The organism is Allokutzneria multivorans, from assembly GCF_039537405.1.
In the GTDB taxonomy this organism is placed as follows: domain Bacteria; phylum Actinomycetota; class Actinomycetes; order Mycobacteriales; family Pseudonocardiaceae; genus Allokutzneria; species Allokutzneria multivorans.
The window spans coordinates 1-16,073 of record NZ_BAABAL010000027.1 but is presented as its reverse complement, the minus strand read 5'-3'; the positions used below and the strand labels follow the sequence as shown (position 1 = coordinate 16,073).

At 69.3% G+C, this 16,073-nt stretch carries 18 protein-coding genes; 7 read left to right on the top strand and 11 right to left on the bottom strand.

The window, feature by feature from the left end; all coding sequences use genetic code 11:
• From ABD798_RS35740 to ABD798_RS35705, 8 genes are all read right to left on the bottom strand, one after another.
• Nucleotides 1–423: a hypothetical protein gene (locus ABD798_RS35740; RefSeq protein ID WP_344885590.1), complete on the bottom strand. Its 423-nt coding sequence runs from the start codon at nt 421–423 to the stop codon at nt 1–3.
• Between the two features lie 153 nt (nt 424–576).
• Complete coding sequence (locus ABD798_RS35735) at nt 577–993, bottom strand: hypothetical protein (RefSeq protein WP_344885587.1); 417 nt, start codon at nt 991–993, stop codon at nt 577–579.
• Between the two features lie 128 nt (nt 994–1,121).
• Nucleotides 1,122–1,538 carry a hypothetical protein gene (locus ABD798_RS35730; protein ID WP_344885584.1) on the bottom strand — a complete coding sequence of 139 codons (417 nt, stop codon included), beginning with the start codon at nt 1,536–1,538 and terminating at the stop codon, nt 1,122–1,124.
• Nucleotides 1,539–1,652: 114 nt separating this feature from the next.
• The gene (locus tag ABD798_RS35725; RefSeq protein WP_344885581.1) at nt 1,653–2,717 is read right to left on the bottom strand and encodes a ferrochelatase; all 1,065 of its coding nucleotides are present in this window, start codon (nt 2,715–2,717) and stop codon (nt 1,653–1,655) included.
• A gap of 97 nt (nt 2,718–2,814) precedes the next feature.
• Entirely contained in the window at nt 2,815–3,618 is an 804-nt protein-coding gene (gene fabI / locus ABD798_RS35720) for an enoyl-ACP reductase FabI (RefSeq protein WP_344885578.1), read from the bottom strand.
• Between the two features lie 40 nt (nt 3,619–3,658).
• Nucleotides 3,659–4,360, bottom strand: coding sequence for a 3-oxoacyl-ACP reductase FabG (gene fabG, locus ABD798_RS35715; RefSeq protein ID WP_344885575.1), 702 nt, complete (start codon nt 4,358–4,360; stop codon nt 3,659–3,661).
• A gap of 558 nt (nt 4,361–4,918) precedes the next feature.
• Nucleotides 4,919–5,569, bottom strand: a complete 651-nt coding sequence (locus tag ABD798_RS35710) for a GntR family transcriptional regulator (protein WP_344886001.1) — start codon at nt 5,567–5,569, stop codon at nt 4,919–4,921.
• A gap of 271 nt (nt 5,570–5,840) precedes the next feature.
• Nucleotides 5,841–6,125 (bottom strand): hypothetical protein, encoded by a 285-nt coding sequence (locus ABD798_RS35705; protein WP_344885572.1) that lies wholly within the window; start codon nt 6,123–6,125, stop codon nt 5,841–5,843.
• A gap of 261 nt (nt 6,126–6,386) precedes the next feature.
• Between ABD798_RS35705 and ABD798_RS35700 the strand changes: the two genes are divergently transcribed.
• Nucleotides 6,387–7,085 (top strand): hypothetical protein, encoded by a 699-nt coding sequence (locus tag ABD798_RS35700; RefSeq protein WP_344885569.1) that lies wholly within the window; start codon nt 6,387–6,389, stop codon nt 7,083–7,085.
• A 41-nt stretch (nt 7,086–7,126) separates the two neighbouring features.
• Here ABD798_RS35700 and ABD798_RS35695 read toward each other — a convergent pair whose 3' ends face one another.
• A complete protein-coding gene (locus tag ABD798_RS35695; RefSeq protein ID WP_344885566.1) occupies nt 7,127–7,453 on the bottom strand; it encodes a hypothetical protein in 327 nt (108 codons plus the stop codon).
• 106 nt (nt 7,454–7,559) lie between these two features.
• Here ABD798_RS35695 and ABD798_RS35690 point away from each other — a divergent pair, with 106 nt between their 5' ends.
• Both ABD798_RS35690 and ABD798_RS35685 read left to right on the top strand, forming a co-directional pair.
• Nucleotides 7,560–8,339, top strand: coding sequence for an AAC(3) family N-acetyltransferase (locus ABD798_RS35690; RefSeq protein ID WP_344885562.1), 780 nt, complete (start codon nt 7,560–7,562; stop codon nt 8,337–8,339).
• Nucleotides 8,340–8,408: 69 nt separating this feature from the next.
• Nucleotides 8,409–9,737: an MFS transporter gene (locus ABD798_RS35685; RefSeq protein ID WP_344885558.1), complete on the top strand. Its 1,329-nt coding sequence runs from the start codon at nt 8,409–8,411 to the stop codon at nt 9,735–9,737.
• A 42-nt stretch (nt 9,738–9,779) separates the two neighbouring features.
• On the opposite strand, the gene ABD798_RS35680 is transcribed toward ABD798_RS35685, so the two are convergent.
• The gene (locus ABD798_RS35680) at nt 9,780–10,304 is read right to left on the bottom strand and encodes a hypothetical protein (RefSeq protein WP_344885555.1); all 525 of its coding nucleotides are present in this window, start codon (nt 10,302–10,304) and stop codon (nt 9,780–9,782) included.
• Between the two features lie 109 nt (nt 10,305–10,413).
• Between ABD798_RS35680 and ABD798_RS35675 the strand changes: the two genes are divergently transcribed.
• Nucleotides 10,414–10,908: a metallophosphoesterase family protein gene (locus tag ABD798_RS35675; RefSeq protein ID WP_344885551.1), complete on the top strand. Its 495-nt coding sequence runs from the start codon at nt 10,414–10,416 to the stop codon at nt 10,906–10,908.
• Here ABD798_RS35675 and ABD798_RS35670 read toward each other — a convergent pair.
• A complete protein-coding gene (locus ABD798_RS35670) occupies nt 10,905–12,515 on the bottom strand; it encodes a PucR family transcriptional regulator (protein ID WP_344885548.1) in 1,611 nt (536 codons plus the stop codon). The two genes, ABD798_RS35675 and ABD798_RS35670, sit on opposite strands and share 4 nt — an antisense overlap.
• 122 nt (nt 12,516–12,637) lie before the next feature.
• On the opposite strand from ABD798_RS35670, the gene pruA reads away from it, so the two are divergent.
• From pruA to ABD798_RS35655, 3 genes are all read left to right on the top strand, one after another.
• Nucleotides 12,638–14,263 carry an L-glutamate gamma-semialdehyde dehydrogenase gene (gene pruA, locus ABD798_RS35665; RefSeq protein WP_344885545.1) on the top strand — a complete coding sequence of 542 codons (1,626 nt, stop codon included), beginning with the start codon at nt 12,638–12,640 and terminating at the stop codon, nt 14,261–14,263.
• 8 nt (nt 14,264–14,271) lie between these two features.
• Nucleotides 14,272–15,201: a proline dehydrogenase family protein gene (locus tag ABD798_RS35660; RefSeq protein WP_344885541.1), complete on the top strand. Its 930-nt coding sequence runs from the start codon at nt 14,272–14,274 to the stop codon at nt 15,199–15,201.
• Nucleotides 15,202–15,377: 176 nt separating this feature from the next.
• Nucleotides 15,378–15,992 carry a TetR/AcrR family transcriptional regulator gene (locus ABD798_RS35655; RefSeq protein WP_344885536.1) on the top strand — a complete coding sequence of 205 codons (615 nt, stop codon included), beginning with the start codon at nt 15,378–15,380 and terminating at the stop codon, nt 15,990–15,992.
• Nucleotides 15,993–16,073 lie beyond the last annotated feature (81 nt).

The window sequence follows — 16,073 nt, the reverse complement described above, 5'->3', positions numbered from 1 at the left end:
CTACCGCGTGTCCACGCAGACCTTGTCCCTGCTCCACACAGAGCCCTTGGGAAAGGAGCACACCTGGAAGTACGCGCCCTGCAAGTCCACGTAGCTGCCGCGGAAGTCGCCCTTCGGCGTCGGGGTGATGGGTCCGTTGTGGTGACCGGTCTCGGCCAGGAGATAGACCGCGACGTCACGAGTCTTCGACACCTTGTTGGTGATCGTGCCATCGAAGGATCCGTTGTAGCGCTGCACGCCGTACATCACCCTGCCCACGTTGTACGTCCACTCGACGTGCACCTTCGCGAGCAGCTTGCCCTTGCCGTCCTTCAGGTCGAAGTCGCGCTTCGACTTGCCGGCCCAGGCCGGCGTGGCCATCAGGCCGACCGCCGTCACCGCCGCAAGCGCACCGACCGCAGCACGTCTGATCCCTTGCTTCACGAACCACTCCTTTCCGCTGAATCGTTCAACGGCAGTATCGAGAGGAGTCCAGTCAGGCTGCTGGCACGCGGCCCTCAAGGAAACGCGTGCACCGGACGAGCGACTACGGGCGAACTACGGTTTCGCGAGACGCCCCTGTTGATCGCACACGCCCTAGCGCGTGCTCTTGCAGATTCTCTTGTGCGGAGCGGACTTGTCGCGCATGCACGCTTCGAAGTACGCACCGAAGAGGCGGTAGTACGAACCGCTGAAGGAGCCGTTCTTCGGCTTCAAGAAGCCGTAGTTGCCACCCTTGCTGGCTCTGAACTCCACGGTGACGTTGTGGGTATTCGGCACCTTGTTGACGATCGTGCCCTCGTAATCACCGTCGTAGCGGGGGACGCCACCTTCATCTGTGTAGACGTAGTTGTACGTCCACTTGACCTTCACCGTGGCGTAGAGCTTGCCGCTGGCGTTCCTGAGTTCGAGCGTCTGCTTCGACTCATCCGCCGAGGCCGGGGTCGCCACCAGGCCAACCGCCACCACCGCCGCGAGCACGCTGGCCACGGCACGTCTGATCCCTTGCTTCACGAACCACTCCTCTCCGCCGCATCGTTCAACGGCAGTATTGAGAGGAGTCCGGTCACACAACTGACACGCGAAACGCGTGCGCCAAGCGAACAACTACGGGCGAACTACGGTTTCGCGGGACCTGAGCCCTACCGCGTGTCACTGCACACCGCGTCCCAGCCGGTGCCCTTCGGGCTGGAGCACACCCAGAAGTACGCGCCCTGCAGGTCCACGTACTCACCGCTGAAGGAGCCCTTCTTCGTCAGGGTGATGCGTCCGAACTCACCGGTCTCGGCCTCGAGGTTGATCCAGACGTCATGGCTCTTCGGCAGCGTGTTGACGACCGTGCCTTTGAAGGATCCGTTGTAGCGCTGGACGCCGTGCAGCACCCTGCCCTTGTTGTAGGTCCACTCGACGTGCACCTTCGCGTGCACCTTCCTGGTGACGACGCTCTTCACCTCGAAGTCGCGCACCGACTTGCCCGCCCACGCCGGGGTCGCCATCAGGCCGACCGCCATCACCGCCGCGAGCACACTCGCCGCAGCACGTCTCATGACTCGCTTCACGAACCACTCCTCTCCGCCGAATCGATCAACGGCAGTATCGAGAGGAGTCCGGTCAAACAACTGACACGCGACGCCCAGCGAAACGCGAGCACCGGGCGAACAACTACGGGCGAACTACGGTTTCGCGGGACGGCGCTGGGGCTCGCAGCACAGCGGCGCGCACGGAGCGCCGTTCACGGTGCAACCGCCGTGCGGCAGCGCGGACAGCTTGCGCGGCGCAACGCCTTCGACGTGCTCGCGCACGAGTTCCACCACCAGCTCGGCGAAGCGCGGGTCCGGCCCAGCGGTCCCGGCGCGCGCCCACGACATGCCGAGCTTCTCCGCGTGTTCGCGCGCCTCGGTGTCCAGGTCCCAGATGACTTCGAGGTGGTCGCTGACGAAGCCGATCGGGCAGGCCACCACGGCGCTGACGTTCTCCGCGTTGAGCGCGTCGAGGTGGTCGACGATGTCCGGCTCCAGCCACGGCACCTGCGGCGGACCGGAACGCGACTGCCACACCACGTCGTGCTGCGGCATGCCCGCGGCCAGCGACACCAGGCGCGAGGCCTCGGCGATCTGCCGCGAGTAGCGGTGCCCGCCCTCCTCCGGCGGCCCGGACGCACGGTCCGCGCTCGTCGGCACGGAGTGCGCGGTGAAGACGAGCCGCGCGGTGGCGCGCTGAGCCTCCGGCAGCTGCTCGCGCGCGGCGAGGACGGCGTCCGTGCACGCGTCGACGAACAGCGGGTGGTCGTAGAAGTGGCGCAGCTTCACCAGTTCCGGCGCGGACTCCCCGACAGCGGCACGGGCGCGCTCGATGTCCTCGTCGTACTGGCGGCAGGCGGAGTAACCGCCGTAGGCACTGGTGGCGAACACGAGCGCGCGCTTCACGCCGTCCTCGGCCATCTTCGCGACGGTGTCCTCCACCATCGGGTGCCAGTTGCGGTTGCCGAAGTAGACCGGCAGATCGAGGCCCCGGCGCTCCAGCTCGGCGCGCAGGGCGTCGATGATCTCCAGGTTCAGCCGGTTGATCGGCGAGACGCCGCCGAAGTGCTGGTAGTGCTCCTCGACCGCGTCGAGGCGCTCCGGTGGGACTCCACGGCCCCGCACCACGTTCTCCAGGAACGGGCGGACCTCCTCCGGCCCTTCCGGTCCGCCGAAGGACAGCACCAGCACCGCGTCGAAGCCACTCACACCAACCATCCTGCCTCTCCGCGAAGCCCTCCGCTCGCGCGGGGTGCCCAACGCCGACCGCCCCCGACCGGGAGGCTGGGGGCGGCGGCGAACAGCTGGTGCGGGGTCAGTCCTTCGGCGTCGGCTCGAACGGGTCGACGCGGTCACCGATGGCCGAGAATCCGCCGTCGGCCCAGACCATCGTGCCGGTGGTGACCGGCATCCAGTCGGAGAGCATCACGCAGCAGGTCTTCGCGGCACCCGTGCGGTCGGCCGGGTTCCAGCCGAGCGGGGAGCGCGCGTTCCACTGGCTCTCCATCTCGCTGAAGTTCGGGATGGAGCGCGCGGCCGTGGTGCGCAGCGGGCCCGCCGAGACCAGGTTCACCCGGATCCCGTGCAGCCTGCCCATCTCGCGGGCGAGGTAGCGGTTGATCGACTCCAGCGCCGCCTTGGCCGCGCCCATCCAGTTGTAGTTCTGCCACGCGTAGCGCGCGTCGAAGTCGAGGCCGACGATCGAGGCGCCCTCGCCCATCAGCGGCAGGCACGCCTTGGTCAGCGACGCGAAGGAGTACGCCGAGACGTGCATCGCGGTGGCGACGTCCTCCCACGGCGTGTCCAGGTAGTCGCCGAGCATGCAGGACTGCGGCGCGAAACCGATGGAGTGCAGCACCCCGTCGAGCCCGTCCACGTGCTCGCCGACGCGCGCGGCGAGGCTGTCCAGGTGCTCCTGGTTGGTCACGTCCAGTTCGAGCACGACCGGCGGCTCCGGCAGGCGCTTGGCGATGCGCTCCACCAGGCTCATCCGGCCGAAGCCGGTCAGCACGACCGTGGCGCCCTGCTGCTGCGCGATCTTCGCGACGTCGAACGCGATCGAGGACTCCGTGATCACGCCCGTGATCAGCAGTCGTTTACCGGCAAGCAGACCCGACACCTAGCACCCTCCGAAGTGGACAGTCAGAACGAGGAAGAACTTAGTGGCCCATGCCCATGCCGCCGTCGACCGGGAGCACCGCGCCGGTGACGTAGGAGGCTGCGTCCGAGCCGAGGAACACCGCGGCGGCCGCGATCTCCTCGGGCTGGCCCGCGCGCCCGGCGGGCACCCGCGCCATCTCGGCGTCGAGCTTGTCCTTGAGGTGCGCGGTCATGTCGGTCTCGATGAAGCCGGGCGCGATCACGTTCGCGGTGATGTTGCGCGAGCCCAGTTCCCTGGCGACCGAGCGCGCCATGCCGACCAGACCGGCCTTGCTGGCCGCGTAGTTGACCTGGCCGGGGCCACCGGAGAGGCCGACCACCGAGGAGATGAAGATCATCCGCCCCCAGCGCTTGCGCAGCATGCCCATGGACGCGCGCTTGGCCACCCGGTAGGCGGCGGTCAGGTTGGCGTCGATGACGCGGGTGAACTGCTCCTCGGACATCCGCAGCAGCAGCGTGTCGTCGGTGATGCCCGCGTTGGAGACGAGGATCTCGACGGGACCGTGCTGCCGCTCGATCTCGGAGAACGCCTCGTCCACCTGGGCCGCGTCGGTGACGTCGCAGCGGACCCCGAACAGCCCGTCCGGCGCGCCCGAGCCGCGGTGGGTCACCGCGACCTTGTCACCCTGCTCGGCGAAGGCCCTGGCGATCGCCAGTCCGATCCCACGGTTGCCACCAGTGACCAGTACGGACCGAGACACAGAGCACTCCCTCAACAGCCGTGGCGCGAACGCCGGTCAGGCTATCTGGTCAGCGACAAACCCGAATACCCCGCCCCGGCGGCCACGCGCCGCCCTCACACGCGACAGTCAATTTCGCCGCCGATAATCGATTATCCGGGGGACTGGCACGCTGCTGGCCGGGCCGCGTCCGGGATCGGGCTGCGACCACGAGCAGTGGCGCGGCGTCGGCGTCGGCGGCATCCCCCGGCACCCCGGCGGGCTGGCTCCAGGTCAGCTGGCTGCGGACGCAGAGACGCGAGGCCAGGGATCCTGACCCGTTCCGCCAGCTCGTCGGTCAGCCCGGCGACGGCCGCTTGCTCGGACCGCCCCCAGCGCCAAGGGCCCCTGCTCACGCCGCACGTGAGCCTGCCGTCATGAGCTATCGCAGGAGCTTCGTCGAGAAGCACAGCGATGCCATCACCGTGCTGGAAAGAGGTTGGGGCGAACGCCACCCGCTCGCGGTCGACTACCCGAACATGCCCCTGCCCTACGTGTTCTTCTACTCGACGCCTCCGCCGACTACGCCACCAGCGCGCCTCAGCTCTCCGTCTGACAGCCGTCCGTCAGGCCCGCCGCCGTGAGGGTCAGGTGCGCCGCGAGGGCGAGGCTCGCGGCGTCCGCGTCGCGGGCCAGCGCCGCTTCCTCAAGGCCGCGGTGCTCCGCCACCAGGTCCCGCGATGGGTTGCGGTTCAGCGACCAGCGCCTGGCCAACTCGCTCGCCACCCACATGCGGTCGAAGCCGTCCAGCAGCACCGCGTTGCCGCAGCCCTCCAGCAGCGCCCGGTGGAAGTCCCTGTGCGCCACCGACCAGGCTTCGCTGAAGTACTCGCCCTCCTCCGGCACGTGCATCGGCGTCTTCGACAGCCTGTGGTGCGCCGCCCGCACCCGCGCCTCCCAGTCGAGGTCGCCGCGCTCGATCGCCATCCGCAGCACCACCGGCTCCACCGTCCTGCGGGCTTCGGCGATCTCCTGCCACCGCTGGTCGGAGAACGCCGGAACCGCGAACCCCCGGTTCGGCAGGCGGTCCGCCATGCCCTCGCCCACTGCCCGCACCAGCGCCTCGCGCACCACCACCAGGCTCACCCCGTGGCGCGTCGCCAGCTCCTGCGGCTTCAACGCCTGCCCAGGAACGAACTCGCCGCGCATGACCGCGTCCCGGAGCTCGGTGTACACCTGCTCCGTCAGCATCCGCTTCGGCGAACTGTCCCCCCGCTGAGCCATCTCGCGACTCTAAGCGAGCACCCGTCGCCGCCCACGCCGTCGTGCCGAGGTTGAGGTGTCTTCAAGACCACCAAACCCCTCCGTTGATCATCGTCAACCACTCCGACATCACCAGGCATGAGCACATCAGCGCATCGGTCTCCAGGACCGCGAGCGCGACCTCTCGAACGTCACTCCAGCCGACTCGCCGCTCCTGGAACACGCGCGGCAATCACGGCGGAAACATCGATGCAGAGCGTCATCGCATTTCGACGATCATCGCCGTAGCCACAACCTTGGGGCCTTCCATCACGGGCAACTCGCCCCCCACCTTCAGATACGCAGCCGCAAGCTCTCGCACGAGGAAGTCAACCGCGTACAGCCCGTCCCCCATCTCCTGAAGCAGAATGCTCAGGTGCACCGCATCGGCCGATGGCTGCACCCCGCGCTCGACGAACGTCGTCGTCGCCGCGTAGACACTCGCAGTGGGAGGACCGGACTCACGGCCCCCCTCCTCGGCCGACTTCCACCGGACAACCGCCATCGCGACAGGCTCCGAAATCCCTCTCATCGATCACCTCGTGCAGCATTGAGCCATTTCTTCAGGACACGACGAGCGCGATGCCTGACCCGCTGACTCGCCCACCTGGACCTCACGATCGCCACAAACAGTTCTCGCTCTTCATGGCGACAGCCACTCTAATTGTCGCCAACGGATCGACCACGAGAACAAGCGATGCGCTTGACGTTGCCCCGCCGGGTCGTACTGGTAGGTGCGGTCGGTGACCGTGCGGAGACAGCGGGGATGCCGCACGATCTCCCGGTGGACACCGAGGCGGTCATCACGGAGCTGTACGGCTTGGAGCCGGGCGAGTTCACGGCGGCGCGCAACGCGAGGGTCGCGGAGGCGAAACGAGACGGAGACGGCGAAGCGGCGAAGGCGATTTCGTTGCTGCGCAAGCCTTCTACGGCGGCGTGGTTGGTGAACCGGCTCGTCCGCGAGCACTCCGGCGAGATCGACGGACTCCTGGAGCTCGGGGTGGACCTGCGGGCCGCGCACACCACGCTCGACGGGGCGAAGCTGCGCGAGCTGGGGCAGCGACGGCACAGGGCGGTGCGCGAGCTGATCCGCTTGGCGGCCGGGTCGCGCTCGCTCAGCGTGGCGGTGGAACGGGAGTTGGAGCAGACGCTGACGACCGCGCTGAGTGACCCGGACGCGGCGGCGGTGTTGGAGGCGGGGCGGCTGACGACGACGTTGCGGCTTGACGACCGCGCGAGCTGGCCGGAGGTCACCGCGGCCCTGCCGGTGAAGCGCGCCAAGGAAAAGCCCAAGATCGACAGGAAGAAGCTGGCTGAGGCGGAGGCGGAGTTCCGGGCCGCGGAGACCGAGCGGGCACAGGCGCGGCAAGAGCTGGACGCGGCGCGGGAACGCTTGGCAGCAGCGGAGAAACTCCTCGACCAGGCACGCGACAAGGTGGAGCGCCTGAAGCCGCGCGCGTCGTGACCGGTGCCAGTCACGACGCGCGCGGTTTCAGCAGTTCCGTGTCAGCAGGTGCGTCCCATGTAGGACGGCTCGCGCAGGACGTTGGGCCGCTTGGCGATGTAGAACTCCTCGTTGGGCGCGACGCACTTCTGGACGGTCAACGCCATCCCGGCCCAGATGTCAGCGGACACCAGCACGCTCTTGCCGTCGTGCGAACAGTGGCGGTACCAGCTCTCGTCGTCGTTGAGGTCAGAAGTGCCCTTGTCCTTCCAGAACGCCCCTCCGGCACAGGGCACGGGAGCGGCGGCGTTGGCGGCGGGCACCGCGACCAGACCGGTCGCCAGAGCGGCGCCGACGAGGACCGGGAGTGTGCGCGAGCGCAATGACATGCAGTTCTCCTAGCGGCGGGAAATGATCATGAATCATGGCCGGACGCCAGGAGCATCACGCAAACGTTTTCACCACGCGTGAAGCCGGTGATGCTTCACTGGACGGGTGATCACTCCGGAGCACCTGGCCCACCAGTTGACAGAACTCGGCGTGGCCGAGGGTGGTGTGCTGGTCGTCCACTCCTCGTTCCGAGCGCTCCGGCCCGTCGAGGGCGGTCCGCTCGGCGTGATCTCCGCACTGCGCACGGCGCTCGGCGAGTCCGGAACGCTCGTCATGCCGTCGATGAGCGGCAGCGACGTCCGCGCGCCGTACGACGCGCGGACGACCTCGACCAGGCACATGGGCGTCGTCGCCGAGACGTTCTGGCGGTTGCCGGAGGTGCTCCGCGGCGACCACCCGACGTCGACCTTCGCCGCGGTCGGGCCGCACGCGGAGCGGATCGTCGCGCCGCAGCCGCTCTCGCCACCGCACGGCCTCGACAGCCCGGTGGGCAGGGCGTACGAGCTGGGCGGCTCAGTGCTGCTCCTCGGTGTCGGCCACGACGCGAACACCACGATGCACCTCGCCGAGGACGTCGCCGGAGTCCCCTACCGCTCCGAGGACAGGGCTCTCGTGCGCGACGGCACCGGCGTTCGCGAGGTGGCGATCTTCGAGCCCAACCACTGCTGCCAGGGTTTCGCCGTGGCCGATGACTGGCTGCGCGAGCAGGGAGCTCTGCGTGAAGGCCGCGTCGGCAACGCCGAGTCCCGTCTGTTCGCCGCCCAGGACCTCGTGCGGGTCGTCGTCCCTCGGCTTTCCGCCGATCCGACGCGACTGTTGTGCGCGGAGGGCTCCGGGTGCGAGGACTGCGCGGAGGCCTGGCTCTCCGTCCTAAGCGACTGTTAAGTCTGGCTCGGTCGTCTTGCCGAGCCCCGGTCTCCGCCCTGACTGTGATCGCAGTCATGAGGAGGCCAGATGTCAGTTGACTCCCGCCCGTCGGCGCAGCCGGGCGAGCCGCAGCACAACGAACGCCGCGTCGTCGCCAACGTGATGAAGGGGTCGATCGGCAACCTGGTCGAGTGGTACGACTGGTACGCCTACACGGCGTTCGCCATCTACTTCTCGGGCGCGTTCTTCCCCAAGGGCAACACCACCGCTGAGCTGCTGAACACCGCCGCCGTCTTCGCGGTCGGCTTCCTGATGCGCCCGCTCGGCGGGTGGATGCTGGGACGCTACGCCGACCGCTACGGCAGGCGCGCCGCGCTGACGCTGTCCGTCACGCTGATGGCCGCCGGGTCGCTGATGATCGCGCTGACCCCGTCCTACGCCACGATCGGCGTGTTCGCCCCGATCCTGCTGGTCGCGGCCCGCCTGCTGCAGGGCCTGTCCGTCGGCGGCGAGTACGCCACGTCGGCCACCTACCTCTCCGAGGTCGCCTCACCCGGCAAGCGCGGGTTCTACTCCAGCTTCCAGTACGTGACGCTGACCGCCGGTCAGCTGCTCGCGCTCGGCGTGCAGATCGTGCTGCAGCAGGTGTTGACCGAGCAGCAGATGTCCTCGTGGGGCTGGCGGATCGCCTTCGTCATCGGCGCGACCGGCGCCATCGTCGTGATGTGGTTGCGGCGCAGCATGGAGGAGTCCGAGAGCTTCACCAAGGTGGCGGAGGCGGAGGAGGAGGGCGAGCCCAGCTCGCGCGGCACCCTGCGCGCGTTGTTGGCCCACCCCAAGGAGGTCGCCCTCGTCATCGGCCTCACCCTCGGCGGCACCGTGGCGTTCTACACCTACACCACCTACCTCCAGAAGTTCATGATCAACACCGGTGGCATCTCCAAGCCCGACGCCGCGTGGATCAACTTCTTCGCCCTGCTGGTGTTCGTGGTCCTGCAGCCGCTGGCCGGTCGCCTGTCCGACCGCGTCGGCCGCCGTCCGCTGCTGCTGTTCTTCGGCGTGTGCGGCACCCTGTTCACCGTGCCGCTGATGACCGTGCTCGGCGGCACCAGCTCCCCCGTCGCCGCGTTCTTCCTGATGCTCGGCGGCCTGGTGATCGTCACCGGCTACACCTCGATCAACGCCATCGTGAAGGCGGAGCTGTTCCCCACCAACATCCGCGCGCTCGGCGTCGGCCTGCCCTACGCGCTGACGGTGGCGATCTTCGGCGGCACCGCCGAGCTGATCGCGTTCTGGCTCAAGGACATCGGGTACGAGTCTGCGTACTTCTACTACGTCTCGGCCTGCGTCCTCGTGTCGCTGATCGTCTACAGCACCATGCGGGAGACGTCGAAGGACTCCCCGCTCGAGAAGTAGCGATCCGCTGACCGCCCCGGCACCCCCGGTGAGCCGGGGCGGTCAGCGCCCTGCCAGCTCCGCTTCGAAGCACTCCTCGCGCTCCGGCGGGCAGGTCGCGCGCAGCCGCGTGATCACCTCGTCCGCCTTGCTCTTCGGGAAGCCGGAGGGGACCGTGCCCCGGGACAGCAGGACGTTCACCAGGACGCGCAGCCCGGTGTCGCTCAGGCTCCACGCCCCCTCGGTCGCGGCCTCCACCAGGTCCGGATCGGCGAGGTGGTGGGCGACGTCCTCCGCGTGCACCCAGGACAGCTCACCGGAGCGCAGGCACTGCGCCACGACGTCCCGGTCCGGGTGGTGCAGCAGGGCCAGCAGCCAGAACACGGCCATGCCCTCGTCGTCACCGTCGAACGCGGCGGTGAACTCGTCGTTGTCCGGCAGGATCGACGGCACCGGCCGCCGCGCCAGCAACGACTTCACGTCGACCACGGCCGGAACGGTGATCGGCTCTCGGCTCCAGATCTCGGCGGTCCACTCCCCCGTGAGCACCACGGTGTCCGCCGCGCGCCTTCTTCCGAACCATGCCAACGGAACCACTGTCCTCTCGCATCACCGCGCTGGACGGCGAGCGTAGGGCGACAGCGTCGGGACCGGTCCCGCTCGTGTGGCGGCGGAGACGTCGGGGCACCCTGTGGGCATGCGGCTTCTGATGATCTCCGACACGCACGTGCCCCAACGAGGACGAGTGGTGCCCGAGCAGGTGTGGCGGGAGGTCGACGAGGCCGATCTGGTGATCCACGCGGGCGACTGGGTGGAGGAGTCCGTGCTCGACGCCCTGACCGCCCGCGCGAAAGTCCTCGTCGGAGTGCACGGCAACAACGACGACGCGGGCATCCGGACGCGACTGCCCGAGGTCGCGCACGTCGAGATCGGAGCGCTGCGGATCGGCGTGGTGCACGAGACCGGCGCCGCGAAGGGACGCGAGCAACGCTGCGACGCGCACTTCCCCGGCGTGGACGTGCTGGTGTTCGGCCACAGCCACATTCCTTGGGACACAACCACTCCCGGCGGGATCAGGCTGCTCAATCCCGGCTCTCCGACCGACCGCCGAAAGCAGCCCGCGTGCACGTATCTGACCGCGACGATCGACGAACGCGGCTTGGTCGACGTGGAGCTGCACGAGGTCGGTTAGTCCGGCTTGTCCCCCAGCTGCAACTGCAACGTCGTCACCAGGCGCTGACGGGGGTCCGCCAGGTCGATCCCCGTCAGTTCCACCGCCCGCCGCACCCGGTACCGCAGCGTGTTGGGGTGGATGTGCATCTCCGCCGCCGCGCCCGCCACGTCGCCGAACGCGTCGAGGTAGGCGCGCAAGCTCTCCGTGAACCGGCTCCCGTGCTCGGCGTCGTGCGCGGCCAGCACGGTCAGCCGAGGATCGCGGATACCGGGGTGCTCGGCCATCACGTCGATCAGCTCGCTGTAGAGCACCTCCGAACGCAAGTCCTCCAGCGTCGCCACCTCGACCTCCGGATGACGCACAGCAGCGGCCAGCACGCGCTCGGCGACCCGGCGGGACTCTGCGATCTGTTGCGGCCCAAAGGAAACAGCACCGATCGCCGCCTGCACCTGCCCCCTGCGCCGCGCGGCGGTGACGATCTCCCCGGTCAGCGCGAGCACGGTGTCGCGAGCCCCGGACTCGGGCAGCTCCGGCAGCAGCACGTACACCCGCCCACTGCTCGAGGCCACCAGGGCGGCACGCCGATAAGCCGCCGCGTGCACGGAGATCAGGCTCGTCAGCTCGGTCAGCCGCAGCTCCCGCTCGGCACCGCGCGCCGCGAAGATCACCACGGTCGACGGCCGCCGAAGATCAGCACCGACCTGCTCGCCGACCGTCGCCGGATCCACCCGCCCGTCCAGCAAGCCCCGCAACAGGTTCGCGCGCAACCGGACCTCGGCGGAGGACTCGTTGCGCTGGCGGATCAGGTGCAGCGCCGCCACCCGGGCCGCGCCGACGAGCGCCTGCTCCGCACCCGGCGAGAACTCGCGGCCCGCGTGCTGCACCCAGATCGTGCCCAGGTACTGCGAGCCCGCGTGGATGCCCACCGCCAACCGACGCCGAATCCCGAGATCAGCCCGCTCGTCCAAGTGCACGACGTCCTCGCCGGAGCGCAGCCGCTGGTACACACCCCAGCCGCGCAACATCGACAGGTAGGACTCCGGCCCCTCACGGCCGAGGATCGACAGCCGGCGCAGCTCGTCCACCGCGTCGTCCGCGTCGTCGGAGCGCGAGTACGCCAGCACGCGATAGGCCGGATCCTCGATGCTCACGATCCCGCCGGTCAGCTCCGCGATCGTCTGCGCCAGCCCGAACAGGTCGCCGAGCACCTGCCCCTCGCCGGCCGACGCCGCCACCCGCGCGCTGCTGACGACCGCACGCAGCAACGCTTCCAGCTGCTCCCACCGCACGCCGGGCCGCACGCCGAACAACGCCACTCCAGCCTCGCGCGCCGCGTCCTGGAGCGCTTCGGCCGCCGTGTCCCGCTCATCGACCTTGACCGCGACGGCGACGGCACCGTGCCTGGCCGCCGACCGCACGAGGGGCAACGCCGCCCGCCCGCGCGCGCCGATCAGCAGCACCAGGTCGCCAGGCTGCACGCCGGGCTCGTCGTCCGGATCGAGGATCACCACGTCCAGCACCTCGGCGTCGCGCGGCACCACCAAGGGCTCGACCAGCTCGTCGCCGAGGGTCAGCAGCAGCTGCCGGACACCAGCCCCGCGCGGCGCACCCACTTCGTCCGACACACCTACCCCCTTTGTCCGATCGCACAAAGCCCAGGCGAGAACTCTAGCCAAACCGCCACAGAACGGCGGCCCGGCGGAACCTAACGTGCGGGTCAGCAGGACAAGCTCAGCGAGGAGACTTCATGGACGCCGTGACCCAGGTTCCGCTTCCGGTCAACGAGCCGGTGCTCGACTACGCCCCGGGCAAGCCCGAGCGGGCCGAGCTGGAGCGGGAACTGGTCGCGCTGGCCAAGGAGCCGCACGAGCTGACCATGACCATCGGCGGCGAGCAGCGGATGGGCGGGGGCGCGCGCGTCGACGTCGTGCAGCCGCACAACCACCGCTCCGTGCTCGGCAGCACCGCCAACGCCACGACCGCCGACACCACCGCCGCGATCGCCGCCGCCCGCGAGGCCGCTCCCGCGTGGCGGGCGCTGTCCTTCGACGACCGCGCCGCGATCCTGCTGCGCGCGGCGGACCTGCTCGCCGGGCCGTGGCGGCAGAAGCTCAACGCCGCCACCATGCTCGGCCAGTCCAAGACCGCGGTGCAGGCCGAGATCGACGCGGCCTGCGAGCTGATCGACTTCTGGCGCTTCAACGTGCACTTCGGCCGCCAGCTGCTGGCCGAGCAGCCGAAGAGCTCCCCCGGCGTGTGGAACCGCACCGACCACCGCCCCCTCGAGGGCTTCGTCTACGCGATCACGCCGTTCAACTTCACCGCCATCGCGGCCAACCTGCCGACCGCGCCCGCGCTCATGGGCAACGTCGTGCTGTGGAAGCCCTCCCCGACGCAGGCCCTGTCCGCGCACCTGACCATGCGCCTGCTCGAAGAGGCCGGCATGCCGCCCGGTGTGATCAACCTGGTCACCGGCGACGGGCTCGCGGTCTCCGAGGTCGCGCTGGCCGACCGCGACCTGGCTGGCATCCACTTCACCGGCTCCACCGCGACCTTCCAGCACCTGTGGGGCAGCGTCGGCGCGAACATCCGCAACTACCGCGCCTACCCGCGCCTGGTCGGCGAGACCGGCGGCAAGGACTTCATCCTCGCCCACCCCTCCGCCGACCCGGACGTGCTGCGCACCGCCATGGTCCGCGGCGCCTTCGAGTACCAGGGCCAGAAGTGCTCCGCCGCCTCGCGCGCCTACGTGCCGCGCTCGCTGTGGAAGGTCATCCGCGACGACTTCCTCGCCGAGGTCGAGTCGCTGACCGTGGGCGATGTCACCGACCTGTCGAACTTCATGGGCGCGGTGATCGACCGCCGTTCCTTCGACAAGCTCTCCGGAGTGCTCGGCCGCGCGCGCTCGGACTCCTCGCTGGAGGTCGTCGCCGGCGGCACCGCCGACGACTCGCAGGGCTTCTTCGTGCGGCCGACCGTGCTGCTCGGCGAGAACCCCGAGCACGAGGTCTTCACGACCGAGTACTTCGGCCCGATCCTCGCCGTGCACGTGTTCGAGGACGGCGACTTCGACAAGGTCCTCCGCCAGATGGAGAGCGCGGCCCCGTACGGCCTCACCGGGTCGATCATGGCCCGCGACCGCTACGCCGTCGCGAAGGCGACCGAGGAGCTGCGCTTCGCGGCGGGCAACTTCTACGTCAACGACAAGCCCACCGGCGCCGTCGTCGGCCAGCAGCCCTTCGGCGGCGGTCGCGCGTCCGGCACCAACGACAAGGCGGGCTCGGTGCACAACCTGCTCCGCTGGGTCAGCCCGCGTTCGATCAAGGAAACCTTCGTCGCCCCCACCGTTTCCCGCCACCCGCACCAGGGATAGGAGTCACCGTGCTGCGCTCCTCGCTGCTGTTCGCATCGCGTTCCCCGGCCGCTCGCACCCTGGTGGAGACGACCCCGCTGACGAAGCCGGTCGTCGACCGTTTCGTGGCGGGCTCGGCGGTGGACGACGCCATCAGGATCACCCGCGAGCTCGTCCACTCGGGCCGCTACGTCACCCTCGACCACCTCGGCGAGGACACCGTGCGGACCACCGACGCCGACGCCACGGTCGAGGCGTACCTGCGGCTGCTCGGCCTGCTCCAGGAGACCGGGCTCTCCGAGCGCGCCGAGGTGTCGGTGAAGCTGTCCGCCGTCGGGCAGTCCTTGCCGAAGAATGGTCACCGCATCGCGTTGGAGAACGCGCACAAGATCTGTTCGGCGGCCGGGGTCGTCGGCACGACGGTCACCCTCGACATGGAGGACCACACCACCACCGACTCCACTTTGGACATCCTCGCCGAGCTGCGGCTGGACTTCCCGTGGGTCGGGGCGGTGCTCCAGGCCTACCTGAAGCGGACCGAGGGCGACTGCCGCGACCTGGCGACCGCGGGTTCGCGGGTGCGGCTGTGCAAGGGCGCGTACAAGGAGCCGGAGTCGGTCGCCTACCAGGACAAGCACGAGGTCGACCTGTCCTACGTGCGTTGCCTGAAGGCGCTGATGAACGGCAGCGGCTACCCGATGGTGGCCTCGCACGACCCGCGGCTGATCGAGATCGCCGGCGACGTGGCCGCGAAGGCGGGGCGCAAGCCGGGCGAGTTCGAGTACCAGATGCTCTACGGCATCCGTCCGACCGAGCAGCTGCGCCTGTCCGGCGAGGGCCACCGCATGCGCGTCTACGTCCCGTACGGCGACGAGTGGTACGGCTACTTCATGCGGCGGTTGGCCGAGCGCCCGGCGAACATCGCGTTCTTCCTGCGCTCCCTGCTGACGCGAGGGTGAGCGGGATCTGACCGGAGCGGCCCGCCCAACCCGGGGCGGGCCTTTCTCCGGACGCATAGTTTCATTTGACACTGAAGTCATCATCTTCACGAAGTTCTGAGATCCGGCTCAGAGTGCGGCGGGCACGCTCCGATACCCTGTCAGGCCTTCGCTCGCCCTCAGGGAGGATCGCGTTCGTGACCAGCGATTTCGCCGCCGCTCCAGCGGTGGGCCAGGTTCAGGTGGCCGAGCGCGCGGACGCTGCGCGCAACCGCAGGAAGATCTTGGACGCGGCCGGGCTGATCCTGGAGAGCCGGGGAGCCGCGGGGCTGTCCATGGACGAGGTCGCGCAGGTGGCCCGGGTCGGTGTGGGCACGGTGTACCGGCGATTCGGTGATCTTTCCGGTTTGGCGCACGCGTTGCTGGCCGACCAGGAGCAGCGGTTCCAGGAGTCGTTGCTGTCCGGCCCCGCGCCGCTGGGTCCCGGTGCCCCGCCGAAGGACCGGATCGCCGCGCTGCTGTCGGCGTTGGTCGACCGCCTGGAGGAGAACGCCGAGCTGTTGCTGGTCGCTGAGACCTCGGCCCCGTACGCCCGGTTCACCTGCTCCGCCTACGAGGCGCACCACGCGCACCTGGTGAGGTTGATCAACGAGGTGTCGTCGGCCAGCTCCGGCGTGGTGGACGCGGAGTTCCTGGCGGACGCGCTGCTCGCGCCGTTGGCCACGAACCTGTACCTGCACCAGCGGAAGGTCCGGGGGTTGAGCGCGGAGCGCATCCGGCACGGCCTCGCCGCGCTGCTCGCCCCGCTCTGATCGTCGAGTTCTAGACCCGGAAATGCCTGAAGGGGCCCCAGAAATCTGGGGCCCCTTCAGGGAAAAATTGTTCGGCGGCGT

Excerpts from the sequence above, each read along its gene's own strand:
- ABD798_RS35685 (WP_344885558.1), top strand. The coding sequence starts at position 8,409 with ATGTCAGTTGACTCCCGCCCGTCGGCGCAGCCGGGCGAGCCGCAGCAC.
- ABD798_RS35710 (WP_344886001.1), bottom strand. The coding sequence starts at position 5,569 with ATGCTGACGGAGCAGGTGTACACCGAGCTCCGGGACGCGGTCATGCGC.
- pruA (WP_344885545.1), top strand. The coding sequence starts at position 12,638 with ATGGACGCCGTGACCCAGGTTCCGCTTCCGGTCAACGAGCCGGTGCTC.
- ABD798_RS35695 (WP_344885566.1), bottom strand. The coding sequence starts at position 7,453 with ATGTCATTGCGCTCGCGCACACTCCCGGTCCTCGTCGGCGCCGCTCTG.
- ABD798_RS35675 (WP_344885551.1), top strand. The coding sequence starts at position 10,414 with ATGCGGCTTCTGATGATCTCCGACACGCACGTGCCCCAACGAGGACGA.
- ABD798_RS35700 (WP_344885569.1), top strand. The coding sequence starts at position 6,387 with ATGCCGCACGATCTCCCGGTGGACACCGAGGCGGTCATCACGGAGCTG.
- ABD798_RS35705 (WP_344885572.1), bottom strand. The coding sequence starts at position 6,125 with ATGGCGGTTGTCCGGTGGAAGTCGGCCGAGGAGGGGGGCCGTGAGTCC.
- ABD798_RS35725 (WP_344885581.1), bottom strand. The coding sequence starts at position 2,717 with ATGGTTGGTGTGAGTGGCTTCGACGCGGTGCTGGTGCTGTCCTTCGGC.